Below are 25027 nucleotides of genomic sequence, written 5' to 3' on the forward strand. Positions count from 1 at the left end.
AAGGCCAACCTAGAAAACTATCCTTTTTTAGGTAGGCTCACCCCATATTTGACGGCAATCACTTCCGCCAGGATGGAGATGGCAATCTCTGGTGGGGTGAGGGCTCCAATAGAAAGGCCTACAGGCCCATAAAGCTTTTCAACTTCTTCTTTGCTGACATCAAACTCTAGTAAGCGCTCTTTGCGCTTCTGGGTATTCTTTTTGCTACCTAAGGCTCCCACATAGAATGCGGAAGACTTGAGTGCCTCCATCAATGCCATGTCATCCAGTTTGGGGTCATGGGTCAGCGCTACTACTGCAGTATGGGGATCCACGCCAATCTCAAGTAAGACATCATCGGGCATACCTTGAATAAAGGTGACATCAGAGCGATTTAATCCTTCGGCGTATTCATCACGAGGGTCAATCACAATGACTTCAAAGTCAGAGGCAATGGCAAAATCTGCCGTGTATTGAGAGAGTTGACCAGCGCCAATAATGACCATGCGCCAGCGTGGACCGTAAGTAGTACACATCTCTTTATCGTTGCAGGCGAATTCATCATTACGTGTACCGGGCTCTAGAGTGGATTTTCCAGTGGCAATATTTACAGACCGTTTGGTGATTTGATGGGAGCTAATGCTTGCTAATAATTGTTCCAAAATTGCAAGCTCAGGTTTAGGTTCCACCAATAGACGAAGCGTGCCGCCACAAGGTAGACCAAAGCGGGCCGCCTCTTCTTGGCTAACTCCATACACCACCATTTCAGGGGTATTGCGAGTCAAGATTTCGGTTTGCACGCGACTAATCAGATCATCTTCAACGCAACCACCGGATACCGAGCCTGCGACTTGTCCGTCATTGCGGATGGCGAGCCAAGATCCAACTGGACGGGGTGCCGACCCCCAGGTTTGAACAACGGTGGCTATTGCGACAGAATGGCCTGCTTGAAGCCAGTTGACTGCGGATTTGAGAACGCTCAGATCGGTGCTATTCATGCGGTATCTTTGTTTTTGAATTCTTATTTATTATCACCCTAATGACTTCTTTGCGTAAATCTCCCAATCTACGTCTGGCGATTGTTTTGTTGGCTGCCGGCGAAGGTAGTCGCATGGGCTCTGTTCCGAAGGCGCTATTGCAAAAGAATGGTAAAACTCTTTTGGAGGGGTTTTGTACTGCTGTTAAAGCGCTTCATCCAGTTGAGTTCATTGTCATTACCGGATTTCATGCAGCGCCAATAGAGCAAGAGCTCAGTAGATTGGCTAAGTTGATGGATTTATCCATCACCATCATTCATAACCAAAATGCATCTTCTGGCCAAGCGTCATCTGTAAGACTTGCTCTTGAGTCGTTGGGTAACTCATTTGACGTTGTGGCAATGTGTTTAAGTGATCAGCCCCAGATTGGCGAAGATCAGCTAATTACCTTGCTAAATCAATTTGCTGATCGTGAGCTGCATCAAGATGTGGTGATGCCGATGGTGGGCGCTCAGCGTGGCAATCCCACGCTATTTTCTAAGAAGGCAATAGAGGAGATGTTGGAAATTCCAGGAATGGTTTGTAGATTGTTTATGGATAAGAATCCCAATCGCATCAAAACATTTCATTCTGATAATGACGCATATATTCTGGATGTCGACACTGACGCAGACATCCAGAAGCTTGGTGTTACGCGGACTTAGATCTCGGCAATCAATTCAATCTCAACGCAGGCTCCCAGAGGAATTTGGGCAACTCCAAATGCACTACGAGCATGTTTGCCAGCCTCACCAAAAACTTCAAAGAGTAATTCAGAGCACCCGTTTACCACCAAGTGTTGCTCAGTGTATTCACTGGTGGAGTTTACTAAACCCATTACTTTTACGATGCGTTTAACTTTATCGAGCGAACCAAGATGATTATGTAAAGTGGAGATGAGGTCTATGGCAATGGATCTCGCGGCAGCTTTACCTGTTTCTGTATCCATATCTTTACCGAGCTTTCCAATCCAAGGTTTGCCATCACGTTTGGCGATATGCCCCGATAGAAATACTGTATTGCCCGAAGTAGCGGCCATGACATAGGCTGCTGCTGGCGGCCCAGGCGGCGGCAAATCAATTCCAAGGGTTTTTAATCGATCGTTGATAGCACTCATGGTTTTCTCAGTTGGTGTTAATTGAATTAAACGAAATCTTACTGGTAATTTATTTGGATAGTTGACGCATCGCTGCTTCTAGGCCATTTAAGGTAACTGGGTACATGCGATCTTTCATCAGATTTTTCATGATGTCGATAGATTGACGGTATTCCCAGATGGATTCAGGTTCGGGATTGAGCCAAACAAAGTGTTGAAAATGTTCTAAGAGCCGATTGATCCAAACAGCGCCTGCTTCTTTATTGTTGTACTCGACTGAGCCATTGGGGCTTAAAATCTCATAAGGAGACATAGTAGCATCGCCCACAAAAATCAGTTTGTAGTCAGGCCCATATTTATTGATGATGTCCTGTGTGGCTGTCACTTGGTCTCTGCGACGTCGGTTATTTTGCCACAGATTTTCATAAACGCAGTTATGAAAGTAATAATGTTCCAGATGTTTGAACTCCGCCTTTGCTGCGGAAAATAATTCACCAATACGCTGAATATGATCATCCATGGAGCCGCCCACATCCATGAGTAGCAATACTTTGACCTGGTTGTGGCGTTCTGGCCTCATCTGAATATCCAGCATGCCTGCATTGGCTGCAGTCGAATGAATGGTTTTATCTAGATCAAGCTCAAGCGCCGAACCCTGACGAGCAAAGCGACGCAATCGCCTCAATGCTACTTTGATATTTCTGGTGCCAAGGGCTAGGTTGCTGTCGTAATCTTTAAATTCACGAGCTTCCCAAACTTTAATAGCGGTGCGGTTGCCTGCGCTCTCGCCACCAATACGGATTCCTTCTGGGTGGTAACCGCTATGCCCAAAAGGCGATGAGCCGCCAGCACCAATCCATTTATTGCCACCCCCGTGCCATTCCTTTTGTTCTTTGAGTAGTTCCTCAAGTCGTTTTTTGAGTGCCTCAGGGCCGCCTAGTTTCTGTAACGCTGCTTTTTCTTCTTCGGATAAAACGCGTTGCAATTTTTTTTCAAGCCAATCATCTGGAATATCTGGTGATAGAGCGATGATCTGCTCAACACCTTTAAAGTAATTGCCAAATACTTGATCAAAACGATCAAAGTATTGTTCATCTTTGACTAGCGTCATGCGTGAGAGTTGATAAAACTCATCAATTGATGGGGCAATGACGCCTGACTTTAGTGCTTCTAATAAAGTTAAAAACTCTCTCACAGAAACAGGCACCTTAGCCTCCTTCAAATTGAGAAAGAACGGAATCAGCATTAGTTGGCTCTATTTTTTTTGATGAGCCTGTTAACGATGATTGCGATTCATCATCACTAAGCGCTCAAAAAGATGAATGTCTTGTTCATTCTTCAGTAAGGCGCCATGCAGAGGGGGCACCACAATTTTTTCATCTTGAGAGTAGAGGGCCTCTGGAGGGATATCTTCCGCGAGCAAAAGTTTTAACCAGTCAATCAACTCGGAGGTGGACGGTTTCTTCTTTAGTCCTGGTAAAGCGCGGATTTGATAGAAGGCTTTGAGGGCGGCCTCTAGGAGATCTTGTTTGATGTTGGGGTGGTGTACATCAACGATGCTTTGCATCGTATTGGCATCAGGAAAGCTGATGTAATGAAAGAAGCAGCGACGCAAGAATGCATCTGGCAATTCTTTTTCATTATTGGACGTAATGATGACAAGAGGGCGGTGCTTTGCTTTAATGAGTTCGCGGGTTTCATATACATAGAACTCCATGCGATCTATTTCCCGCAAGAGATCATTTGGAAATTCAATATCCGCTTTATCAATTTCATCGATTAGTAAAACGGTAGGTTGATCCGCTTCAAAGGCTTGCCATAAGACGCCTTTCACAATGTAGTTGCGAATGTCTTTAACTTTTTCATCACCCAGCTGAGAGTCACGCAAACGACTAACGGCATCGTATTCGTAGAGCCCTTGTTGCGCCTTGGTAGTAGATTTAATATGCCATTGCAATAGAGGCATATTAAGAGCTGATGCTACTTCTTCAGCCAACATTGTTTTGCCTGTACCAGGCTCTCCTTTAATGAGGAGGGGGCGTTGTAGTGCTATTGCAGCATTTACAGCCAACTTAAGGTCAGCGGTTGCCACGTATTGCTGGCTGCCATCAAAGCGCTTTGAGGGTTCAGGGTTGCTACTCTTGTGTGCTGAGGTCATTTCGGCCAATCAAAATCTGTTCTATGGGGTGTTCCAGTATAGGTAAATGGCGTTCAATTTTCAGTATTTCTACTGATTTTTGATGCTGAAAGGGCAAAAGAACGCCCCAAATGCGGGTTAAAAAGCTTACTCTCCGCTATACTCTCCCCAGTTGATTTAAATCAAACTCATTAATACTGATTTCTATGAAAAAACTCTCAATTCTTTCTAAATTGTTCGTCTGTGCTGGTCTAGCGTTTGCTGGATTTGTTGCTCAGGCTGATGAAATTAAAGGCAACGCTAGTGCGGGTAATGCCAAGGTATGGCTTTGTGTGGGTTGCCACTCAATTCCTGACTATCGTGCTGACTACCCATTGGTATATAGAGTTCCAATGTTAGGCGGTCAAAATGCTGCCTATATTGCTACCGCTTTGTCTGAATACAAGAAGGGCGAGAGAAAGCATCCAACAATGCGTTCCATTGCAGCCAGCCTGTCTGATCAGGACATGGCTGATATTGGCGAATACTATGCTGCGCAAACTGCCAGCTCACCGAATAACCCATTGAAGTAATAGAGGCGCGTTTATGAAATTTGCACTAATTACAGCAGCATTGCTATCTGGTATTGGTTTGGTAAATGTGGCAAATGCTGCAAGCGTTGAAAAAGGCCAAGCTTTGGTAGAGAAAGCAAATTGTGCTTCTTGCCACGGTGCCGGCTTGAATGCCCCTATCTTGCCTGCATACCCTAAATTGGCTGGTCAATATCCTGACTACATCTATTACGCATTGAAGGCGTATAAAGTAGGCAATGGCAATGCGCAATATGGTCGTAACAACGCGGTGATGGGCTCCCAGGTTCAGTCTTTCTCAGACGCAGATCTGCATGACATTGCTGCTTACGTAGCATCATTGCCGGGGAACTTTGTTATCAAGAAGTAGTTTTCTGATAACTGTTTTAAAAAAGGCTTAGATCATTTTCTAAGCCTTTTTTATTGGCTTCCCAGTTGTTATCTGAGCGCCTCTAATCCGCGCTCCATGTGTTTTCGCATTGCCACTTCAGCGCCTGCCTGATCCCGTTTAAGTAAAGCTTTGAGTATCTCTCGATGCTCAAGTAGGGAATTTTGTAACCTTCCAGTGCTGGTGAGTGAATCGCGACGATGGAGTTTGAGAACTTTTCTTAAATCTGCGATAACGCCATTCATCCAACGATTGCCTGCGATTTCTTGGATGAGCTCATGAAACTTGCCATTGATTTCAAAAAATTGCTCTATATCTCGGTCTGCCGCTGCTTTTTCTAGGCGGTGATGCCAGTAGTCGAGTTGATTTAGTTCTTCTTCTGTGGCCTTTATAGCTGTTTGTTTGGCTGCTTCGCCTTCAAGCAGGGTGAGGATGGTAAAGATCTGCTCAAGGTCATTTCTGGCGATTTCCGTCACATAGGCACCACGACGCATTTTTATCGTTACCAGACCTTCGGAGGCGAGAACCTTAATAGCTTCCCGCATAGGGGTTCGGCTAATCCCAAATTGATCCGCTAGGCTTTGTTCGTCTAACCAGCTACCTGGGGCCAACTGTTTGGCAAAAATCTGTTCCCGAAGGCGATCAGCGACGTCTTCGTATAGGGGTCTATTATTCAGTTTTGTATTCATAATTATGAATACATGATATCTAGACAAATGTTAAATAGTCAAGCAGAATTACAAAATCTTATATGCAATGCAACAAAAACTAGGGAGTGTTTTGTGAGTTCAGAAAAGAAAAATCCATCAAGCAACGAATGGCCATCATTTCCGGATGTCAATTTAGATTCTTGGAATAAAGCAGCGCAAAAGTCTGCTCCTAATGGTGACGTTAATCAGCTTGGCTGGAAAACTCCCGATGGAATTCATCTAAAAGCGCTTTATACATCTGCAGATGCTAAAAATCTTCATTACACAGATACATTGCCAGGATTTGAGCCATTTATTCGTGGACCGCAAGCAACGATGTATTCAGTGCGTCCTTGGACCATTCGTCAATACGCTGGTTTCTCAACTGCTGAAGAATCTAATGCTTTTTATCGCAAGGCATTAGAAGCTGGCGGTCAAGGTGTTTCAGTTGCATTCGATTTGGCAACACACCGAGGTTACGATTCAGATCACCCTCGTGTAACCGGTGACGTTGGTAAGGCTGGTGTTGCTATTGACTCTGTTGAGGATATGAAAATTTTGTTTGACGGTATCCCGTTAGATAAGGTTTCTGTGTCTATGACCATGAACGGCGCGGTCTTGCCGGTATTGGCTGGATACATTGTTGCCGGTGAAGAGCAAGGGGTAAAACAAGAGCAGTTATCCGGAACAATTCAGAACGATATTCTGAAGGAGTTCATGGTACGTAATACCTATATTTACCCGCCAGAGCCTTCAATGCGCATCATCGGTGACATCATTGAGTACACCGCAAAAAATATGCCTAAGTTCAACTCGATTTCTATTTCGGGTTATCACATGCAAGAGGCGGGCGCAAATCAAGTATTGGAATTGGCCTTTACATTGGCTGATGGTAAAGAGTATGTCAAAACTGCTTTAGCCAAAGGTTTAGATGTAGACGGATTTGCAGGCCGCCTTTCATTCTTCTTTGCGATTGGCATGAACTTCTATCTTGAAGTTGCTAAGTTGCGGGCGGCACGCCTATTGTGGTGGCGCATCATGAAGTCTTTTGAGCCAAAGAATCCAAAGTCATTGATGCTGCGTACGCACTGTCAGACATCTGGCTGGTCTTTAACTGAGCAGGATCCCTATAACAACGTTGTAAGAACGACTGTTGAGGCAATGGCTGCGGTATTTGGTGGTACACAGTCTTTGCACACCAATTCTCTGGATGAAGCAATAGCCTTACCTTCCGAATTCTCAAGTCGTATTGCTCGAAACACCCAGCTAATATTGCAAGAAGAAACGCATATTACTAGTGTGATTGACCCATGGGCAGGTTCTTACATGATGGAGAACTTGACTCAAGAGATGGCTGACAAAGCCTGGGAGATCATTCAGGAAGTAGATGCCATGGGTGGCATGACCAAAGCGGTTGAAAGCGGTTGGGCTAAGCTCAAGATTGAAGCCGCTGCCGCTGAAAAACAAGCGAAGATTGATTCAGGCTCAGATGTAATTGTGGGCGTAAATAAATACAAGCTGGCTAAAGAAGATCTTGTTGATGTATTGATGATTGACAACGATAAGGTTCGCGATGGACAGGTTGCTCGTCTCAAAGATATTAAGGCGAAGCGTGATAGCAAAAAAGTAGAGGCTGCATTAGAGGCTTTAACTAAGGCTGCTGAAGAGGGCTCAGGTAATTTACTTGAGTTATCTGTCAATGCAATACGTTTGCGTGCAACAGTTGGTGAAGTATCTGATGCATTGGAGAAAGTTTACGGGCGCCATCGCGCCGATACTCAAAAGGTGACCGGAGTGTATGCAGCTGCCTATGACTCAGCCGAGGGCTGGGCAAAATTACAAACAGAAATCGCTGATTTTGCGAAAGAGTTTGGACGTCGTCCACGTGTCATGATTGCTAAGCTTGGCCAAGATGGCCATGATCGCGGTGCAAAAGTGGTTGCAACTGCTTATGCTGATCTTGGTTTTGATGTGGATATCGGACCTTTGTTCCAGACCCCTGAAGAGTGCGCACGTCAGGCAATTGAGAATGACGTTCACGCATTAGGTGTTTCAACCTTGGCAGCTGGCCATAAGACTCTCGTACCAGCAATCATTGCTGAACTGAAGAAACAAGGCGCTGATGACATCATCGTCTTCGTTGGTGGCGTTATTCCGAGGCAGGATTATGAGTTCTTGTATGAGGCGGGCGTTAAGGGCATTTATGGCCCAGGCACACCAATTCCAGCCTCAGCAAAAGATGTGCTTGAGCAAATTCGTAAATCTGTAAAACCTGCTTAATACGATCAAGACAAGATAGATAAGATGCTCGAGGTAGTTGATCAGGCTTTGGTGAATGACCTCACCAGTGCTCCGTCGCTAAAGCAGCGCAGGGCGTTGGCGAAAGTCATTACATTACTTGAGTCGACTCGCCTTGATCATCGCAAGCGCGCCGATGAAGTTCTGAATGCCCTGCTGCCAAAAACAGGGAAATCATTTCGTTTAGGTATCTCTGGCGTTCCAGGTGTTGGCAAATCCACCCTAATTGAATCCCTTGGCTTGTATTTGATTGAGAAAGGTCATCGGGTTGCGGTTCTCGCAATTGATCCTTCATCAAGCCTATCTGGCGGGTCTATTTTGGGTGACAAAACCCGAATGGAGCGACTTTCTATTTTAGAAAATGCGTTTATTCGCCCAAGTCCATCATCTCTTACCTTGGGTGGTGTGGCCGAAAAGACCCGCGAAGCAATGTTGGTTGCTGAGGCGGCTGGATTTGATGTTGTCATCGTTGAAACTGTTGGCGTTGGTCAAAGCGAAATTGCAGTTGCAGGCATGACTGACATGTTCTTGCTGCTTCAGTTGCCGAATGCGGGCGATGATTTGCAGGCTATCAAGAAGGGCGTGATGGAAATAGCTGACTTGATTGTCATTAATAAGGTAGATATCGATCCTGATGCGGCAATGCGTGCGCAACTCTTTATTACTAGTTCATTGAGATTGTTGGGCTTTCAAGGCAATCCAGATCACGCCTCACATGATGTCAATTATTGGCATCCCACGGTAATGACTTTGAGTGCTCTTGAAGGTCGAGGCGTCCCAGAGTTATGGGAAAAGATTTCTCATTTTGAGAAGCTGCAGAAGGCAAACGGTAAGTTTGACTCACGTCGTAAGCAACAAGCTGGGGCATGGATGTGGGATCGTATTGATGCTGGTTTAAAGAATGCATTTCGTAGTAATGAGGCGGTGCAAGCGCTTCTACCAAATTTGGTTACAGAAGTTAATCAAGGAACCATGGCGCCTTCAGTTGCAGCAAGACGCTTATTGGAGTCAATGGGTCATGAATTTTTCTAAGGAGTAGGCAATGAAGGAAATCATTCAACAACTAGAGGCGAAGCGCGAGCTAGCACGCTTAGGCGGTGGGCAAAAGCGTATTCAGGCTCAGCACTCAAAGGGGAAATTAACAGCCCGTGAGCGTATTGAGCTATTGCTTGATGCAGGCACATTCGAAGAATGGGACATGTTTGTTGAGCACCGTTGTCACGATTTTGGAATGGGTGATCAAACTGTTCCAGGAGATGGTGTAGTCACTGGTTACGGAATGATTAACGGCCGTCTTGTATTTGTGTTCTCGCAGGATTTCACTGTGCTAGGAGGCTCCCTATCGGAAGCGCATGCTGAGAAGATTTGCAAGATCATGGATCAGGCGATGAAAGTAGGCGCACCAGTGATTGGTCTGAATGACTCTGGCGGGGCCAGAATCCAGGAGGGTGTTGCTTCTTTGGGTGGCTATGCTGAAATTTTCCAGCGTAACGTTACAGCCTCTGGCGTGATTCCTCAAATTTCCTTGATCATGGGGCCTTCTGCTGGTGGAGCTGTATATTCACCGGCGCTTACTGACTTCATCTTCATGGTGAAAGATAGTTCATATATGTTCGTAACTGGCCCAGAAGTGGTCAAAACAGTTACGCACGAAGATGTTACTGCTGAAGAGTTGGGTGGCGCTGTAACGCATTCAACGGTATCTGGCGTTTGTGATTTGGCGTTTGATAACGATGTTGATGCCATCATGATGTTGCGTCGTTTCTTCAACTATCTACCTTTATCAAATCGCGAAAAGCCACCACTCATTAAGGGTGCGAACCGTACAGAAGAGCCCGATTTTTCCTTGGATACTTTGGTGCCATCTAATCCAAATCAACCCTATGATATGAAAGAGTTGATTGAGAAGATTGTTGACGACGGTGAATTCTTTGAGTTGCAACCAGATTACGCAAAGAATATTGTCATTGGTTTTGCACGTATGGAAGGTCGCTCAATTGGTATCGTGGCAAATCAACCGCTGGTATTGGCAGGTTGTTTGGATATTAAAGCCTCTATTAAAGCAGCGCGTTTTGTGCGCTTCTGTGATGCCTTCAATATCCCCGTGGTGACATTGGTAGACGTTCCTGGATTTATGCCCGGAACAGCTCAAGAATATGGCGGCATTATTAAGCATGGTGCGAAATTGCTCTATGCATATGCAGATTGCACAGTGCCAAAAGTCACGCTCATTACCCGCAAAGCCTATGGTGGCGCATATGACGTGATGGCCTCTAAGCATTTACGTGGTGACGTGAACTTTGCATGGCCTTCTGCTGAGATTGCAGTGATGGGCCCTAAGGGCGCAGTAGAAATCATTTTCCGCGAAGAAAAATCTGATCCAGAAAAGATTGCTGCTCGTGAAGCGGAATACAAGTCTAAGTTTGCAAACCCCTTTGTGGCAGGCCGTCGTGGATATATTGATGATGTCATCCTTCCACATGAAACCCGCAAACGTATCGCTCGCTCTTTAGCAATGCTTAAAGACAAAGATTTGAAGAATCCTGCGCGTAAACACGGCAACATTCCTCTGTAAAGGCGCTGATAAAAATGACTACGAAAATGTTTAAGAAAATTTTGATTGCTAACCGCGGCGAGATCGCTTGCCGTGTGATGAAAACTGCCAAGAAGATGGGCATTAAAACCGTCGCCGTATATTCAGAGGCGGATAAAGAGGCTCGACATGTACAGTTGGCTGATGAGGCCGTTTGCATCGGACCAGCTCCATCGAGAGAATCTTATCTTGTAATGGATCGGATCATTCAGGCCTGCAAAGATACTGGCGCAGAAGCAGTTCACCCAGGCTATGGATTCCTTTCCGAGAATGAGCAGTTCGCTAAGCGCTGTGAAGAGGAAGGTATTGTCTTCATCGGCCCTAAACACCAGTCTATTGCAGCTATGGGCGACAAGATCGCTTCTAAGAAACTAGCTCAAGAAGCTAAGGTCAATACGATTCCCGGTTATAACGATGCAATTGATACCAACGAAGAGGCTGTCAAGATTGCCCAAGGAATTGGCTATCCAGTCATGATTAAAGCTTCAGCAGGTGGCGGCGGTAAAGGCTTGCGTGTAGCGTTTAATGACAAAGAGGCTGCCGAAGGATTTGCAGCATGTAAAACCGAAGCAATGAATAGCTTCGGAGATGATCGCATCTTTATTGAGAAATTTGTTGAAGGCCCAAGACATATTGAGATTCAGATCTTGGGTGATTCCCATGGTAATGTGGTCTACCTCAATGAGCGTGATTGCTCTATTCAGCGTCGTCACCAAAAGGTAATCGAAGAGGCTCCATCTCCATTTATTGATCCAGCCACCCGTAAAGCTATGGGCGAGCAAGCAGTTGCTCTAGCTAAAGCGGTTAACTACCAGTCAGCTGGAACGGTGGAGTTTGTGGTCGGCAAAGATAAATCTTTCTACTTCCTGGAAATGAATACTCGCTTACAGGTAGAGCATCCTGTTACCGAAAGCATCACTGGCCTTGACCTTGTGGAGCAGATGATTCGGGTTGCGGCTGGTGAAAAGTTGTCATTCAAACAAGAGGATGTAAAGCTGGATGGCTGGTCAATAGAGTGCCGTATTAATGCGGATGATCCATTCCGTAACTTCTTGCCTTCTACAGGTCGTCTTGTGAAGTATCGCCCACCGGAGTCGGTAAATGGTGTTCGTGTGGATACCGGCGTCTACGAGGGTGGTGAGATTCCGATGTATTACGACTCCATGATCGCTAAATTGATTGTGCATGGCAAGGATCGTACAGAGGCCATTGAGAAGATGCGTTCCGCTTTGAATGACTTTGTGATTCGCGGCATTCATTCGAATATTCCATTCCAAGCAGCGTTGTTGCAGCACCCACGATTTGTGAATGGTGATTTCACAACGGGCTTTATTGCCGAGGAATACCCAGAAGGCTTTAAGAAGGATTCAGTACAACCTGCTGACCCTAAACGTTTAGCCGCTTTGGCAGCCTTTATGCGCTATCGCTATCTTGAGCATATCAAGATGATTGATGGTCAGTTAGCTGGACATGAAATGGTTATTGCTAAGAAATTTGTTGTGGTGACTGGCAAAAAAACTGGCTCTATGAATGATCCGTACGAGGTTCCAATTCGGGTTGAGCTTAAAGATGGCGTTTATTCGGTCTACATTGAAGAAAATGATGGTGTTAGCCGGTATGACATCGTCAGCGATTGGCGCCCAGGACAAATTTGCCTCAATGCAACTATTAATGGCACGCAAAAAATCACTGCTCAAGTTGAGCGTAAGGGCGTTAAGTTCTATCTCATCCTAGACGGTGCGCACTATGAGTGTATGGTTCTCAGTCCATTGGGTGCTGAACTACAACGCCGTATGCCAGTGAAGCTTCCACCTGATACGTCTAAGCTTGTTATGTCGCCGATGCCCGGTTTGCTAACCAAAGTTGCAGTTAAGGTTGGTGAAGCGGTAACGGCGGGCCAGAAGCTAGCATCCATTGAAGCAATGAAGATGGAAAACACGATTTCAGCTATGCAAGATGGCGTTGTTGCGGAGATCTGCGCCAAAGAGGGTGAAAGCTTGGCAGTTGATCAATTAATTATTCGCTTTGGATAAGAGGAGCTCCGTTTAAATGACACTTAAGCCCTTTAAGATTCTCGGAATTCAGCAGATCGCAATTGGTGGCGAGGATAAAGATCGCCTCAAGAAGCTATGGGTTGATTTATTCGGCTTTGAATATAAGAGCACTTTTGTATCTGAGCGTGAAAACGTAGATGAAGATATTTGTGCAATTGGCTCTGGAGCATATGAGATCGAAGTTGATCTGATGCAGCCCCTTGATATCAATAAAAAGCCTGCGGTCCATCAAACACCGCTAAATCACATTGGTTTGTGGGTTGATGATTTACCAAAGGCGGTTGAGTGGTTATCGGCAAATGGTTTGCGTTTTGCGCCTGGCGGCATTCGCAAGGGTGCCGGAGGTCATGACATCACCTTCGTTCATCCCAAAGGTAATGACGAGTTCCCGATTGGCGGTGAAGGGGTCTTAATCGAGCTGGTTCAAGCTCCTCCTGAAGTGATTGCTGAATTAAGTTCATAATTTGGTTTTTTAGCCAACGCAATAAGAGTTCAACTTGAAACGCATATTGGCCATCGACACCTCATCAGCTTGGTGTTCGGTGGCTTTATCTTTAGGTGAGGTAGAGCCTGCATTTAGACACCAGTCGGTTGCTGCTGGTGCTAGCCAGCTGCTTTTGCCATGGATTGATGAATTGCTACGAGATTCAAAGCTTGTTATGACGGATTTGGACGCCATAGCCATTGGAATTGGTCCAGGAGCATTTACAGGCGTTCGATTAGGGGTTGCTGCAGCACAAGGATTAGCGCTTGCTGCAAATTTACCAGTGATTCCCGTTGCTAGCTTGGATGCAATTGCTATGCAGCTGCTATCTAGTGCAGACTTCCAAAAAGTACGGCCAAGTCAATTTGTGGTGGCAGTTGATGCACGCATGGACGAAATTTATTGGGCTAGGTATCAATACGCGTCAACGGATAACATGCCCCAGAGGCTTGGCGATATCCATTTGAGCGGCCCTGATGAAATAGACTTGGATGGTACGCAGTATTTGGCTGGAAATGCTATTCATGCTTACGGCAATCGCCTGTATAGCCACCATCAACTGCCTGTCGATCATGTAGAAGCAAATATTGGTGTTTCTGCACTTGGTATTTTGAGCTGTGCAATACCCGCATTACTAAACGGCAGGCAAATATCTGTTCAGGAGCTACAGCCGCTTTATGTGCGCAATAAGGTGGCTTTAACTACCGAAGAGCGCGAACAGGCCTTTAAAAAGAACGCCTAGCAATGACAAGCCCAAAGGAAGTTGCCGAACTTTCATTTATGCCCATGCAACAGGCAGATCTTGATGCTGTATTAGCAATAGAGTCTGTTTCTCATATTCATCCATGGACCCGAGGAAACTTTTCTGACTCTCTAGCGGCAGCACATTGGGCATATTGCATCAGACCAAATCTTTCAGACGGAGATGCAACTCCAGGAACATTTTTAGATTCTCAGGCCTTATGGGCATATTGCATTCTGTACCCTGCGGTGGATGAGCTCCATCTATTAAACATCACAGTCTCACCAAAATTAAGAAAACTAGGATTAGGTGCACGCATGATGGAGGCAATCGAGGGGGTTGCTGCTCAACAAAAAATGCCCCGAATCATCTTAGAAGTTCGCCCCACAAATGAGCCTGCTTTTGCCCTTTATAAAAAATTAGGATACGAGCAGATAGGCATACGCAAAGGCTACTATCCAGCCAACCCTGAGACGGGCATTCGGGAGGATGCAATTGTCATGGCCAAATCCATTAAGCTACAGCTATGAGCAATTTGCACGCAAGCTATTTGAAAGAAATGGGTATTACCGAATGGGTCACGAGAGAGCCAGGACCTTCTGTATCTCCAAGTCCTGCGATAAAGCCTACAGAAGATAATGTGATCTCACAGACTGCCGAATCATCAGTTCGCGCACATTGGTGGTTCTTTGGTGCTAAGCCTCAGGGTGAAGCACAATTCCTCTTTCAGAATATCATTCGAGTTTTGGGGCTATCTTCTCAAGAGTGGTCTTGGAAACTCCTTAGTGACGACTTATCCAAGTTCACAATGCCAGAGGATGGGGCGCCAGTGGTTGCGCTTGCATTCGGTAGCCCAGCGGTACAGAAAGCAACAGGTGAACGCGACCCCTTACCCCAGTTGCGTGAAACTATATTAGCCTTAAATACTGGAAATGATGATGAGATTCCAGTGCTAGCCTCCCAAGACCTTGCGCAAGTGGTTGGAAATCCAAAGGAGAAGGCTTTGCTATGGCAAGATTTGTTATTGGCTAAATCAGTTCTGCAAAATACTTAGCGCCTCGTCAGCTATACAAAGAACTAATTCTTAGTGCTTATGTTCACCAATCAAATGCATTGAGTCGTATTCAGCCTGGTTGCGAGCATGGCGTTTAATTACGAGCCACATGATTCCGCTGACCGCAAGTCCGAAGCCAATAATGACAGCCTGAACAGGCACATCTAACCAGATCAGCAAAGAGTACATGGCAAGCATGGCTAGAACAGAAATATTTTCATTGAAATTTTGTACTGCGATTGAATGACCTGCAGACATGAGAACGTGGCCGCGATGTTGCAGTAAGGCGTTCATTGGTACTACGAAGTAACCCGCAAGCCAGCCAACTAAGATCAACAATGCATACGCAGGTAATAAATTCAGCGTGACCTGTAATTTGCCAATCGTCATAAGTGTGGTGTTAGGCAATAGATCAGAGTTATAAATCGCCATTACGCAGACTACTAAACCCATGGCAATGCCATAGGGCAAAACATTGAGAGAATTGCGCAACGGAACACGCCATGCAGCCCATACTGCGCCGCCGGCCACACCTACGGCTGAGATGGCTTGCAAAATGGCACCTTGCGATAGATTCATGTGAAGAGCAACTTGAGCCCACTTAATAACAATAAATTGCAGTGTTGCACCAGCACCCCAAAATAGGGTCGTCACAGCCAGGGAGATTTGTCCCAAGCGATCATCCCAAAGTGTTTTGAAGCAGATTGAAAAATCTTTGATGAGCGCAATGGGGTTTGTCTTTTGAGATACATAGCGCGCGCCAGTATCCGGAATTTTGAGATTAATGAGTGCCGCAACCACATAAATCATCATGATGATGAGAATGGCCGATTCTGCGGGAGTATCGATGCCTGTATCAAAGCTAGGCATATCGAGCGCAAGTAAGCTTTGTGAGACTGTGCTGCTAATCAAAACGCCGCCCAATACCGTTCCCAAAATGATTGACCCAACAGTGAGCCCTTCAATCCAGCCATTTGCTGCTACGAGTTTTTCGGGCGGTAGGAGTTCAGTCAGAATTCCGTACTTTGCTGGGGAGTAGGCGGCAGCTCCCAAACCAACAACTGCATATGACAATAATGGGTGCCCGCCAAAAAGCATGGTGACGCAACCAAGAAATTTAATGGTATTGGTAATGAACATGACATTACCTTTTGGACGGGAATCGGCAAAGGCTCCTACAAATGCGGCAAGTAGGACATACGACAAGACGAAGAATAATTTGAGTAAAGGAGTCATCCAGGCCGGAGCGCTAAGCTGGGCCAGAAGGGCAATTGCTGCGATGAGCAGGGCGTTATCAGCAAGCGACGAAAAAAATTGCGCCGCCATAATGATGTAAAAACTACGGTTCATTCGTACAATCTAGTCATTAATACAATTAAAACATGAAAGGAGGGGTAGATTGGGTGCTTCAGCTAATGGCTTGATTAATAGACCAATTTTGGCATCTATTGATACCCAGGCCTTTGCACATAATTTAAACCGAGTTCGTGAACTTGCTCCAGAGTCCAAGATTTGGGCTGTTATTAAGGCGCGTTCTTATGGTCACTCTTTTGAGGCCGCCCTAAGGGGTCTCGGTTCCACTGATGGTTTTGCGCTTTTGGATATTCAGGATGCCGTTTGGCTCAGAGATCACGAATGGCAGGGACGTATTTTGCTTCTGGAAGGACTTTTCCATGAGAACGAACTAGATCTTGCGCAAGAGTTGCATTGTGATCTTGTGGTTCATTGCGATGCGCAAGTAGCCTGGTTAGAGCGATACGCCGATAAAGTCCACAAGCCCATCAATGTTTTTTTGAAAATGAATACGGGTATGAATCGATTGGGATTTAAACCCAATGAGTACAGAACAGTATTTCACCGACTGCATGCCCTGGGCTACCGTATGCATCACATGACCCATTTTGCTAACGCCGATCAGGTCAATCAAGAGCCAACAGTTGGCAGTCAACTCGAATTATTTAATCAAACTACACAAGGCCTTGAGGGTTCAACTTCTTTGGCAAATTCCGCTGCGATCTTGTGGCACCGCAATGCATTAGGTGACTGGGTTCGCCCAGGGATTATGCTTTATGGCGCCTCCCCAACGGGTTTGTACGCGGATATTGAGCATGCTCATCTGAAGCCAGTAATGCAGCTGCGCAGTGAAATTATTGATATTCAAGATCTGCGCAAGGGAGATCGCATTGGTTATGGCGGACGTTTCTGTGCTCCCAAAGATATGCGTATCGGGATTATTGCCTGCGGCTATGCCGACGGTTATCCACGACATGCAAAAGACGGCACACCTGTATGGGTAGGAAATTCGGCTGAGTCTAGCGACGGTGTGATTTGCCCACTCGTTGGGCGTGTTTCCATGGATATGTTAACTATTGATTTGCGAAATGCGCCTCACGCCAAAATTGGCAGCGTAATTGAGTTATGGGGAAGCAAGGTTCCGGTAGACGAAGTTGCACGGATGAGTGACACTATCGGCTACGAATTACTTTGCGCTGTGGCGCCTAGAGTTCCGGTCTCAATTAAATAGCTAATTAAATAAATGAAAGCATCCAATTTGCTGATTGGCATGCAGCAATAAAAAATCCTCTTTAAAAGAGGATTTTTTATTGACTCAGCAAAGATGAATTGCTTGGATTTATTTATTCCAGATCTGCCACCAACGACGTTCTTTCTGAACTCGTTGACCAGTTTCCATCATCTGACTATCTGGGAAGTTCAGTTTAAAGACCCGCAATGTGTCATTACTTAGCTGGGTTAGGCCTAGCTTTTCATAAGACTTCGTCAGGATGTAAAGAGCCTCTTCGACCGCGGGGGCTCGGTCATAATCTTTAATCACTAGCTGAGCTCTATTGGCTGCTGCTAGATAAGCACCGCGCTGGTAGTAGAAGCGAGCCACGATGACATCTGCTTCAGCCAGCGAGTTCACGATATAACGCATGCGATCTAAGGAGTCGGGGGCGTATTTACTGTTAGGGAAGCGCTCAACTACGGTTTTGAATGATTCAAACGCTTCTTTGGCTGCTTTGGGATCGCGTTCGCTTAAATCTTGACCAGTAAACTTTCCAAGCCAACCTAAGTCATCATTAAAGGTAATTAAGCCTTTGAGGTAATAGGCGTAATCTAAGGTTGGACTGCCTTGATGTAATTTAATAAAGCGATCAATTGCAACCAGAGCTTGTGTTTGTTCTTGAGCCTTCCAATAGCAGTAAGCTGCATTAATTTGCGCTTGCTGAGAATATGGGCCAAATGGGAAGCGAGCTTCAAGCTTGTCAAAGTATTTACCGCACTTAGCAAAATCGCCATCATTAAGCTTATCAGTTGCCTCCGAGTACAGCTTGGACTCGGACCAAATATCTGTATCGTCCTTTTGGCCGTCACTACCAGCGCAGCCTCCAAGAAGGAAAAGAGCACAAATAAAGGTTATTAGTAGGGCAAAAGATCCAGCAAGCCTTAAACTGGCGTCTGATATTGCTCCGGACATAACTGAAAGGCTCTTTAAGCGTGGCATTGCCGCAAACTCCTGATTCGAATCCTGTTGATTATATCGATGATGAGGATTTCATCTCCCTGGAAATGCCTATGGAGATGGCTGGTGAGCGTCTAGATAAGGCGTTGGCGGTATCTTTGCCAGATTATTCCCGTAATCGCCTAAAAACATGGGTTGAGGCGGGCGCCGTTATGGTAGACGGAAAGGTAACTAAGGCTCGCTATTTATTGCGGGGCGGAGAAAGTATTAAGGTATTTCCGCAGGAGATGCCAGAGCAACATGCCTTTAGCCCGCAAGACATTCCTCTTGATGTGGTTTATGAGGACGACTCTATCATTGTGATTAATAAGCCGCCTGGTTTGGTGGTGCACCCTGCAGCTGGTAATTGGTCGGGGACATTGTTAAATGGTCTACTTTTTAAATACCCAGAATTAAAGTCTTTGCCGCGCGCAGGGATTGTCCATCGCCTTGATAAAGATACTTCTGGATTGATGGTGGTAGCTCGCACATCTCAGGCTCAGACCGCTCTAGTTCGTCAATTACAAGATCGAACAGTGGGGCGTCGATATTTAGCGTGGGTTTGGGGTGACGCCCCAGCTCAAGGTAAGGTGCTCGCATCGGTTGGGCGTGATCAGCGTGATCGCCTCAAGATGTCTGCGGGTAGCCCGCAAGGCAAGCCTGCAGCAACCGCATATCGTAGGCTTGTGAAGGGAAAGTTTAAGGACCATTCAGTTTCCTTGGTGGAGTGTCGTCTTGAAACTGGGCGCACACATCAAATTCGTGTGCACTTAGAGTCATTGGGATTTCCTTTATTGGGAGATCCTGTTTATCGTAAGAAAACACCTGGGGTAGCCCAGTCTTTGCCAATTGCCCGTCAAGCGCTGCATGCTTTTGCACTTAGTTTGCAACACCCCCAGACTCATGAGCTTGTGAGTTGGTTTAAAGCGCCCCCAGCTGATTTATTGGATTTATTGCCGAAACTTGGTATGTCCAATGAAGATCTGCCGCAAGTGCCAAATGAATAACTCGGCAACTGCACTCAAGCTCGTAATTCCCGAATGGCCAGCACCGCCACAGGTAAAGTCAGCGGTTACCACTCGAGAGGGCGGCATTAGTCTGGGGCCATATCAATCTTTTAATTTAGGCGATCATGTAGGCGATGATCCAAAGTGTGTTCTTGCAAATAGAGCCTTGTTAGGTAAGTTCTTGCCAAATGAACCCATTTGGTTGAAGCAAGTTCATGGCCTGAAAGTAAGCACTCCTAATGCTCGACTTGATGAAGCAGATGCGATTGTGACCAATAAGCCTAATGAAGTTATAGCAATCATGACTGCAGACTGCTTACCGGTTTTATTTACCAGTGAATCCGGTGATGTTATTGGGGCTGCGCATGCAGGGTGGCGTGGCTTGTGCAATGGCGTATTAGAAAACACCGTGAAAGAGATGCAAGTGTTATCAGGAGCTAGCTCTGCAAGGAAGATACTAGCCTGGCTAGGGCCTGCCATAGGCCCCACGGCTTTTGAAGTTGGCACTGATGTGCTTGAGGCATATCAAGATGCCAAAATTCCGTTTCCTGATCAATCGTTTGTAGCTATACCGAGCAAACCTGGCAAATACTTTGCTAACTTATATTTATTAGCTCGCAGTCGCCTCGAGTCAGTTGGCCTTAATCAAATTTATGGGGGCGACTATTGCACCGTAAATCAAGAAGAGCAATTTTTTTCTTATCGTCGCGATGGGGTAACTGGAAGATTTGCAAGTCTTATTTGGATTTCGCAATCTAAGTAGTCTACTGAGCAGTTAATTTGTTCTACAACCATTCAATCTTGTACTGAGGGTTATTACTAGCTTAAGCCTATTTTTAGGGTTATTGCGTATAACTCTATTGCAGTTACGGGTGGAGAATGCTCTTAACTATCAGAAGAGAAGACTATGTTTGCAGGTATGAATACAGGTGCGACGCCATCTTTGGCACCGCACCATATGGCATTAATCCCCCAAGATCGTTTAGCAGAAATTCAAAAAGAATATTTTGCTGAATTAGCGCACATTGCCACCAATCCTGAGGCGATTGAAGTAAAGGATCGCCGCTTTGCTGGCAAAGCTTGGCATTCCTCTTGGAGCAAAGTGATTGCTGCTACTTATCTTCTGAATTCAAAACATTTAATGTCTTTGGCTAAAGCAGTCGAGACTGATGAGAAAACACGCCAAAAGATTTTGTTCACTACAGAGCAAATGATTGATGCACTATCACCATCTAATTTCATTGCCACTAATCCAGAGGTGCTCGAAAACATCATTAGCACTCAAGGACAATCCATTCAAAAGGGTATCGTTAATTTGCTTGGTGATATGAAAAAGGGCAAGGTCTCTATTACGGATGAAAGTGCTTTTGAGGTTGGCAAGAATATCGCCACCACTGAGGGTTATGTTGTCTTTCGAAATGAATTATTTGAGTTGATTCAATACAGCCCACTAACTGAGGCGGTATTTGAGCGTCCCTATTTAATGGTGCCGCCTTGTATCAATAAGTACTACATTCTCGACCTTCAGCCTGATAACTCAGTAGTTCGTCATATGGTTGCTCAGGGCCACACGGTTTTCTTGGTATCCTGGAAGAACCCAGATGCTTCGATGGCAGAGGTGAGTTGGGATGATTACGTAGGCAAGGGCGTGATCAAAGCAATCGATGTTGTTCAGGACATCAGCGAATCAAAGCAAATTAATATCTTGGGCTTTTGCGTTGGTGGCACCTTAACAACTTCCGCTCTGGCTGTTTTGGCGGCTAAAGATCAGCATCCCGCAGCAAGCTTAACTTTGTTTACTACATTGTTAGACTTCACCAATACCGGCATCTTGGACGTATTCATAGATGAGGCCATGGTTGAGTTACGTGAAAACACCATCGGTGGCAAAACAGGCAATTATGGCATGATGTCAGGCCTGGATTTAGGCAACACATTTTCCTTCCTGCGTCCTAATGATTTGGTTTGGAACTATGTTGTTGAGAATTATTTGAAGGGAAATTCTCCGCCTCCATTTGATTTGCTCTATTGGAATGGCGACTCAACAAACCTACCGGGCAATATGTATTGCTGGTATTTGCGCCATACCTATCTACAAAATGATTTGATCAAGCCAGGCAAAGTCACTATTTGCGGTGAAAAAATTGACTTAGGCAAGATCAAATGCCCAGCATATTTATATGCATCACAGGAAGACCACATCGTGCCTTGGCAGTCTGCCTATGAGTCCACTCATATCCTTAAAGGTAAGAATCGCTTTGTTTTAGGGGCTTCAGGACATATTGCAGGGGTAATTAATCCTCCAGCGAAAAATAAGCGCTATTGGTTTGAAAACAAATCAATTGCTCCAACAGCGCATGAATGGTTAGAAGGGGCAAAACAAATTCCTGGTAGTTGGTGGCCCGATTACACGGAATGGCTTGAAAAGCATGCTGGTGAGCGTAAGCCTGCTAGCAATACCTATGGCAATGAAAAGCACAAAAAGAAGGAAGCTGCACCAGGCGTTTACGTCAAAGAAAAAATTTCTAAATAGAGAATTCAACAAACACATTTAACGAAGGTTTTTTAAAGGGGAAAGTGATGTCTCAAAAAGTCGCATATGTAACTGGAGGTATGGGTGGTATCGGTACCGCTATCTGCCAACGTTTGGCTAAAGATGGTTTCAAGGTAATCGCAGGTTGCGGACCTAATTCACCACGTAAAGATCGCTGGCTTGGTGAGCAAAAGGCACTTGGGTTTGACTTCATCGCCTCTGAGGGTAACGTGTCTGACTGGGATAGCACGGTAGCTGCTTTCGATAAGGTAAAAGCTGAAGTGGGTCGCGTAGACGTATTGGTTAATAACGCTGGTATTACTCGTGACAGCGTATTTCGCAAGATGACCCCAGATGCATGGAAGGCTGTGATTGATACCAACCTTAATTCCTTGTTTAACGTTACTAAGCAAGTGATCGATGGCATGGTTGATAACAACTGGGGCCGTATCATCAATATTTCATCTGTGAATGGTCAAAAAGGCCAATTTGGTCAATGTAACTATTCCACTGCAAAAGCAGGTTTACATGGATTTACCATGGCCTTGGCTCAGGAGGTGGCAACTAAAGGGGTTACGGTTAATACAGTATCTCCTGGCTACATTGGCACTGATATGGTTAAAGCCATTCGTGAGGATGTTTTGGAAAAGATCGTTTCTGGCATTCCGGTGAAGCGTTTGGGTACTCCAGAGGAGATTGCCTCCATTTGCTGCTGGATCGCCTCGGACGATGGTGGCTATGCGACTGGTGCTGACTTCTCTCTGAACGGCGGTATCCATACGGGCTAATCGAGCCAATAAAGTGATGTTGGAGGAGCGCAACTCGGCTTGTTTACCTTTTGTTAAAAGTAAGGCTAAACTATGTCGATGTTGCGTTGCAGTAATCAGTAAGGAAAATAATGGCTACCCGTTCCAAAAAAGCCGGTGAAGATCGGTTGATTAAGAAGTACCCCAACCGTCGTCTCTATGACACCCAAACAAGTACTTATGTCACCTTAGCTGACATCAAGGGTTTGGTAATGACCAATGAAAGTTTTAAGGTTGTTGATGCCAAAACTGATGAAGATCTTACGCGCAACATTCTGTTGCAAATTATTTTGGAAGAAGAGGCTGGTGGCGCACCAGTATTTTCTACCCAAATGCTTTCTCAAATCATCCGTTTTTATGGAAATTCCATGCAGGGTCTGATGGGGAATTATTTAGAGAAGACCATGCAGTCCTTTGTTGACATCCATAACAAATTAGGCGATCAGACAAAGGGCCTTGGTGCGGGCAGTACTCCAGAAGCTTGGGCGCAAATGCTCAATTTGCAAAATCCTCTAATGCAAAATCTCATGGGTAATTACATGGAGCAAAGCAAGGACTTGTTTGTCAAGATGCAGGAGCAAATGCAGGGCTCGCAGAACATGTTTGGCAGCTTCCCATTTGCACAACAGCCTAATAAAACTGAAAAAGAATAGTTGTGGCTGGAAAAATTGGTTTTGTATCCTTGGGTTGCCCCAAGGCATTAGTTGATTCCGAACTTATTCTGACGCAATTAAGTGCAGAAGGTTATGAAACCGCGAAAGACTATTCCGGCGCGGACCTTGTAGTTGTTAATACCTGTGGCTTCATTGATTCAGCCGTTGAGGAGAGCCTCTCGACGATCGGCGAGGCTTTAGCCGAAAACGGCAAGGTGATCGTCACCGGCTGTCTTGGTGCCAGAAAGAACGCGGATGGAAGCGACCTGATTCAGAGTATTCATCCTAAGGTTCTAGCGGTTACTGGCCCACATGCTACTGATGAAGTTATGCAGGCTATTCACTTGCATTTGCCTAAGCCACATGATCCTTTTACGGATCTTGTTCCGCCAGCAGGCGTTAAGCTTACCCCCAAACATTACGCTTATCTCAAAATTTCAGAGGGTTGCAATCATCGTTGTACCTTTTGCATTATTCCGAACTTGCGGGGAGATTTGGTATCTCGCCCGATTGGTGAGGTATTGCTAGAAGCAAAACGTTTATTCGAATCCGGTGTAAAAGAGCTACTCGTTGTATCTCAAGATACAAGCGCCTATGGCGTGGATATTCAATATCGCACTGGATTTTGGGATGGCAAACCCGTTAAAACCAAAATGTTTGATTTGGTGAATGCTTTAAATCAAATTGCGCGCGAACATCAAGCATGGGTAAGATTGCATTACGTTTATCCGTATCCTCATGTTGATGATGTATTGCCCCTAATGGCTGAATTCTCTGAACATGGATATGGCTTATTGCCTTATTTGGATATTCCATTGCAGCACGCACATCCAGATGTGCTCAAACGTATGAAACGACCAGCAAGCGGCGAGAAAAATCTAGAGCGCATCTTGGCGTGGCGCAAGGCTTGCCCTGACTTAGTTATTCGCAGCACTTTTATTGCAGGCTTTCCTGGCGAGACAGAAGAAGAATTTCAGTATTTACTTGATTTCTTGGATGAGGCGCAAATTGATCGAGCTGGATGTTTTGCTTATTCGCCCGTCGATGGTGCTTTAGCCAACCAATTGGATAATCCTGTGCCTGATGCCATTCGGGAGGAGCGTAGGGCTCGATTTATGGCCAAGGCCGAGGAGATTTCCATCCAGAGACTTGCCAAAAAAGTAGGCAAGCGTATCCAGGTATTAATTGATCGGGTTGATGAATCTGGTGGTATTGGCCGAACCATCGGTGATGCCCCCGAAATAGATGGTTTAGTGAGGGTTTTACCACCTAGTAAGCCCTCAAAACGCTATAGGGCCGGTGAAATCATCCGTGCTACGGTGATTAGCTCCCAAGGGCATGACCTAATAGCCGAAACTTGACGAATGCAATAAAACTGTTGTTTTGGCTGTTTTAGTACAAATTTGGCCCAATGGATGGGCTTATTC

At 45.5% G+C, this 25027-nt stretch carries 25 protein-coding genes; 18 read left to right on the forward strand and 7 right to left on the reverse strand.

Features of this window, described 5'->3' with window-relative positions; genetic code table 11:
* Window positions 1-17: 17 nt before the first annotated feature.
* Entirely contained in the window at window positions 18-977 is a 960-nt protein-coding gene (locus ICV39_RS07645) for an XdhC family protein (RefSeq protein WP_215389519.1), read from the reverse strand.
* A gap of 41 nt (window positions 978-1018) precedes the next feature.
* Between ICV39_RS07645 and ICV39_RS07650 the strand changes: the two genes are divergently transcribed.
* A complete protein-coding gene (locus tag ICV39_RS07650; protein WP_215389520.1) occupies window positions 1019-1660 on the forward strand; it encodes an NTP transferase domain-containing protein in 642 nt (213 codons plus the stop codon).
* Here ICV39_RS07650 and ICV39_RS07655 read toward each other — a convergent pair.
* The 3 genes from ICV39_RS07655 to ICV39_RS07665 are packed head-to-tail and all read right to left on the reverse strand — an operon-like array spanning window position 1657 to window position 4249.
* On the reverse strand, window positions 1657-2112 hold the full coding sequence (locus tag ICV39_RS07655; RefSeq protein ID WP_215389521.1) for a RidA family protein: 456 nt from the start codon (window positions 2110-2112) through the stop codon (window positions 1657-1659). The two genes, ICV39_RS07650 and ICV39_RS07655, sit on opposite strands and share 4 nt — an antisense overlap.
* A gap of 49 nt (window positions 2113-2161) precedes the next feature.
* Window positions 2162-3337: a VWA domain-containing protein gene (locus tag ICV39_RS07660; RefSeq protein WP_215389522.1), complete on the reverse strand. Its 1176-nt coding sequence runs from the start codon at window positions 3335-3337 to the stop codon at window positions 2162-2164.
* A 30-nt stretch (window positions 3338-3367) separates the two neighbouring features.
* Window positions 3368-4249: a MoxR family ATPase gene (locus ICV39_RS07665; protein WP_215389523.1), complete on the reverse strand. Its 882-nt coding sequence runs from the start codon at window positions 4247-4249 to the stop codon at window positions 3368-3370.
* 185 nt (window positions 4250-4434) lie between these two features.
* Here ICV39_RS07665 and ICV39_RS07670 point away from each other — a divergent pair, with 185 nt between their 5' ends.
* Together ICV39_RS07670 and ICV39_RS07675 are read left to right on the forward strand one after the other, a co-directional pair.
* The gene (locus tag ICV39_RS07670) at window positions 4435-4800 is read left to right on the forward strand and encodes a cytochrome c (RefSeq protein WP_251372656.1); all 366 of its coding nucleotides are present in this window, start codon (window positions 4435-4437) and stop codon (window positions 4798-4800) included.
* Window positions 4801-4813: 13 nt separating this feature from the next.
* Window positions 4814-5167 carry a cytochrome c gene (locus ICV39_RS07675; RefSeq protein WP_215389524.1) on the forward strand — a complete coding sequence of 118 codons (354 nt, stop codon included), beginning with the start codon at window positions 4814-4816 and terminating at the stop codon, window positions 5165-5167.
* A gap of 68 nt (window positions 5168-5235) precedes the next feature.
* Here the strand turns inward: ICV39_RS07675 and ICV39_RS07680 are convergent, their stop codons facing one another.
* Complete coding sequence (locus ICV39_RS07680; protein ID WP_215389525.1) at window positions 5236-5874, reverse strand: GntR family transcriptional regulator; 639 nt, start codon at window positions 5872-5874, stop codon at window positions 5236-5238.
* 93 nt (window positions 5875-5967) lie between these two features.
* Here ICV39_RS07680 and scpA point away from each other — a divergent pair, with 93 nt between their 5' ends.
* The 8 genes from scpA to ICV39_RS07720 are packed head-to-tail and all read left to right on the forward strand — an operon-like array spanning window position 5968 to window position 15099.
* Window positions 5968-8154: a methylmalonyl-CoA mutase gene (gene scpA / locus ICV39_RS07685; RefSeq protein WP_215389526.1), complete on the forward strand. Its 2187-nt coding sequence runs from the start codon at window positions 5968-5970 to the stop codon at window positions 8152-8154.
* Window positions 8155-8178: 24 nt separating this feature from the next.
* Entirely contained in the window at window positions 8179-9204 is a 1026-nt protein-coding gene (gene meaB / locus ICV39_RS07690) for a methylmalonyl Co-A mutase-associated GTPase MeaB (protein ID WP_215389527.1), read from the forward strand.
* Window positions 9205-9214: 10 nt separating this feature from the next.
* Complete coding sequence (locus ICV39_RS07695; protein WP_215315318.1) at window positions 9215-10747, forward strand: acyl-CoA carboxylase subunit beta; 1533 nt, start codon at window positions 9215-9217, stop codon at window positions 10745-10747.
* 26 nt (window positions 10748-10773) lie between these two features.
* Complete coding sequence (gene accC / locus ICV39_RS07700; RefSeq protein WP_215390952.1) at window positions 10774-12798, forward strand: acetyl-CoA carboxylase biotin carboxylase subunit; 2025 nt, start codon at window positions 10774-10776, stop codon at window positions 12796-12798.
* Window positions 12799-12814: 16 nt separating this feature from the next.
* Window positions 12815-13282 carry a VOC family protein gene (locus tag ICV39_RS07705; protein WP_215389528.1) on the forward strand — a complete coding sequence of 156 codons (468 nt, stop codon included), beginning with the start codon at window positions 12815-12817 and terminating at the stop codon, window positions 13280-13282.
* Between the two features lie 34 nt (window positions 13283-13316).
* Window positions 13317-14045, forward strand: coding sequence for a tRNA (adenosine(37)-N6)-threonylcarbamoyltransferase complex dimerization subunit type 1 TsaB (gene tsaB / locus ICV39_RS07710; RefSeq protein ID WP_251372659.1), 729 nt, complete (start codon window positions 13317-13319; stop codon window positions 14043-14045).
* 2 nt (window positions 14046-14047) lie between these two features.
* Complete coding sequence (gene rimI, locus ICV39_RS07715) at window positions 14048-14575, forward strand: ribosomal protein S18-alanine N-acetyltransferase (protein ID WP_215389529.1); 528 nt, start codon at window positions 14048-14050, stop codon at window positions 14573-14575.
* Entirely contained in the window at window positions 14572-15099 is a 528-nt protein-coding gene (locus tag ICV39_RS07720; protein WP_215389530.1) for a DNA polymerase III subunit psi, read from the forward strand. The genes rimI and ICV39_RS07720 overlap by 4 nt, the downstream gene beginning before the upstream one ends.
* A gap of 30 nt (window positions 15100-15129) precedes the next feature.
* On the opposite strand, the gene lplT is transcribed toward ICV39_RS07720, so the two are convergent.
* A complete protein-coding gene (lplT, locus tag ICV39_RS07725) occupies window positions 15130-16449 on the reverse strand; it encodes a lysophospholipid transporter LplT (RefSeq protein ID WP_215389531.1) in 1320 nt (439 codons plus the stop codon).
* Window positions 16450-16522: 73 nt separating this feature from the next.
* Here lplT and alr point away from each other — a divergent pair, with 73 nt between their 5' ends.
* Window positions 16523-17623: an alanine racemase gene (alr, locus tag ICV39_RS07730; RefSeq protein ID WP_215390955.1), complete on the forward strand. Its 1101-nt coding sequence runs from the start codon at window positions 16523-16525 to the stop codon at window positions 17621-17623.
* Window positions 17624-17731: 108 nt separating this feature from the next.
* Here the strand turns inward: alr and ICV39_RS07735 are convergent, their stop codons facing one another.
* The gene (locus ICV39_RS07735; protein ID WP_215390956.1) at window positions 17732-18577 is read right to left on the reverse strand and encodes an outer membrane protein assembly factor BamD; all 846 of its coding nucleotides are present in this window, start codon (window positions 18575-18577) and stop codon (window positions 17732-17734) included.
* Between the two features lie 20 nt (window positions 18578-18597).
* On the opposite strand from ICV39_RS07735, the gene ICV39_RS07740 reads away from it, so the two are divergent.
* From ICV39_RS07740 to rimO, 6 genes are all read left to right on the forward strand, one after another.
* Complete coding sequence (locus ICV39_RS07740) at window positions 18598-19608, forward strand: RluA family pseudouridine synthase (RefSeq protein WP_215389532.1); 1011 nt, start codon at window positions 18598-18600, stop codon at window positions 19606-19608.
* Complete coding sequence (gene pgeF / locus ICV39_RS07745) at window positions 19601-20371, forward strand: peptidoglycan editing factor PgeF (protein WP_215389533.1); 771 nt, start codon at window positions 19601-19603, stop codon at window positions 20369-20371. The genes ICV39_RS07740 and pgeF overlap by 8 nt, the downstream gene beginning before the upstream one ends.
* Window positions 20372-20515: 144 nt before the next feature.
* Complete coding sequence (gene phaC, locus ICV39_RS07750) at window positions 20516-22141, forward strand: class I poly(R)-hydroxyalkanoic acid synthase (protein WP_215389534.1); 1626 nt, start codon at window positions 20516-20518, stop codon at window positions 22139-22141.
* A gap of 47 nt (window positions 22142-22188) precedes the next feature.
* Window positions 22189-22929, forward strand: coding sequence for a 3-ketoacyl-ACP reductase (locus ICV39_RS07755; protein ID WP_215389535.1), 741 nt, complete (start codon window positions 22189-22191; stop codon window positions 22927-22929).
* A gap of 110 nt (window positions 22930-23039) precedes the next feature.
* Window positions 23040-23600, forward strand: a complete 561-nt coding sequence (phaR, locus tag ICV39_RS07760; RefSeq protein WP_215389536.1) for a polyhydroxyalkanoate synthesis repressor PhaR — start codon at window positions 23040-23042, stop codon at window positions 23598-23600.
* A 2-nt stretch (window positions 23601-23602) separates the two neighbouring features.
* The gene (gene rimO, locus ICV39_RS07765) at window positions 23603-24961 is read left to right on the forward strand and encodes a 30S ribosomal protein S12 methylthiotransferase RimO (protein ID WP_215389537.1); all 1359 of its coding nucleotides are present in this window, start codon (window positions 23603-23605) and stop codon (window positions 24959-24961) included.
* The last annotated feature ends 66 nt before the right edge of the window (window positions 24962-25027 follow it).

This window comes from Polynucleobacter sp. MWH-UH25E (genome assembly GCF_018687095.1).
Classification (GTDB): domain Bacteria; phylum Pseudomonadota; class Gammaproteobacteria; order Burkholderiales; family Burkholderiaceae; genus Polynucleobacter.

Coding starts and splice junctions, on each gene's coding strand:
- meaB (WP_215389527.1), top strand. CDS start 8,179: ATGCTCGAGGTAGTTGATCAGGCTTTGGTGAATGACCTCACCAGTGCT.
- ICV39_RS07645 (WP_215389519.1), bottom strand. CDS start 977: ATGAATAGCACCGATCTGAGCGTTCTCAAATCCGCAGTCAACTGGCTT.
- ICV39_RS07655 (WP_215389521.1), bottom strand. CDS start 2,112: ATGAGTGCTATCAACGATCGATTAAAAACCCTTGGAATTGATTTGCCG.
- ICV39_RS07735 (WP_215390956.1), bottom strand. CDS start 18,577: ATGTCCGGAGCAATATCAGACGCCAGTTTAAGGCTTGCTGGATCTTTT.
- ICV39_RS07755 (WP_215389535.1), top strand. CDS start 22,189: ATGTCTCAAAAAGTCGCATATGTAACTGGAGGTATGGGTGGTATCGGT.
- phaR (WP_215389536.1), top strand. CDS start 23,040: ATGGCTACCCGTTCCAAAAAAGCCGGTGAAGATCGGTTGATTAAGAAG.
- accC (WP_215390952.1), top strand. CDS start 10,774: ATGTTTAAGAAAATTTTGATTGCTAACCGCGGCGAGATCGCTTGCCGT.
- ICV39_RS07665 (WP_215389523.1), bottom strand. CDS start 4,249: ATGACCTCAGCACACAAGAGTAGCAACCCTGAACCCTCAAAGCGCTTT.
- pgeF (WP_215389533.1), top strand. CDS start 19,601: ATGAATAACTCGGCAACTGCACTCAAGCTCGTAATTCCCGAATGGCCA.
- ICV39_RS07695 (WP_215315318.1), top strand. CDS start 9,215: ATGAAGGAAATCATTCAACAACTAGAGGCGAAGCGCGAGCTAGCACGC.
- ICV39_RS07660 (WP_215389522.1), bottom strand. CDS start 3,337: ATGCTGATTCCGTTCTTTCTCAATTTGAAGGAGGCTAAGGTGCCTGTT.
- ICV39_RS07670 (WP_251372656.1), top strand. CDS start 4,435: ATGAAAAAACTCTCAATTCTTTCTAAATTGTTCGTCTGTGCTGGTCTA.
- ICV39_RS07680 (WP_215389525.1), bottom strand. CDS start 5,874: ATGAATACAAAACTGAATAATAGACCCCTATACGAAGACGTCGCTGAT.
- ICV39_RS07705 (WP_215389528.1), top strand. CDS start 12,815: ATGACACTTAAGCCCTTTAAGATTCTCGGAATTCAGCAGATCGCAATT.
- lplT (WP_215389531.1), bottom strand. CDS start 16,449: ATGAACCGTAGTTTTTACATCATTATGGCGGCGCAATTTTTTTCGTCG.
- phaC (WP_215389534.1), top strand. CDS start 20,516: ATGTTTGCAGGTATGAATACAGGTGCGACGCCATCTTTGGCACCGCAC.
- rimI (WP_215389529.1), top strand. CDS start 14,048: ATGACAAGCCCAAAGGAAGTTGCCGAACTTTCATTTATGCCCATGCAA.
- ICV39_RS07720 (WP_215389530.1), top strand. CDS start 14,572: ATGAGCAATTTGCACGCAAGCTATTTGAAAGAAATGGGTATTACCGAA.
- ICV39_RS07675 (WP_215389524.1), top strand. CDS start 4,814: ATGAAATTTGCACTAATTACAGCAGCATTGCTATCTGGTATTGGTTTG.
- ICV39_RS07650 (WP_215389520.1), top strand. CDS start 1,019: ATGACTTCTTTGCGTAAATCTCCCAATCTACGTCTGGCGATTGTTTTG.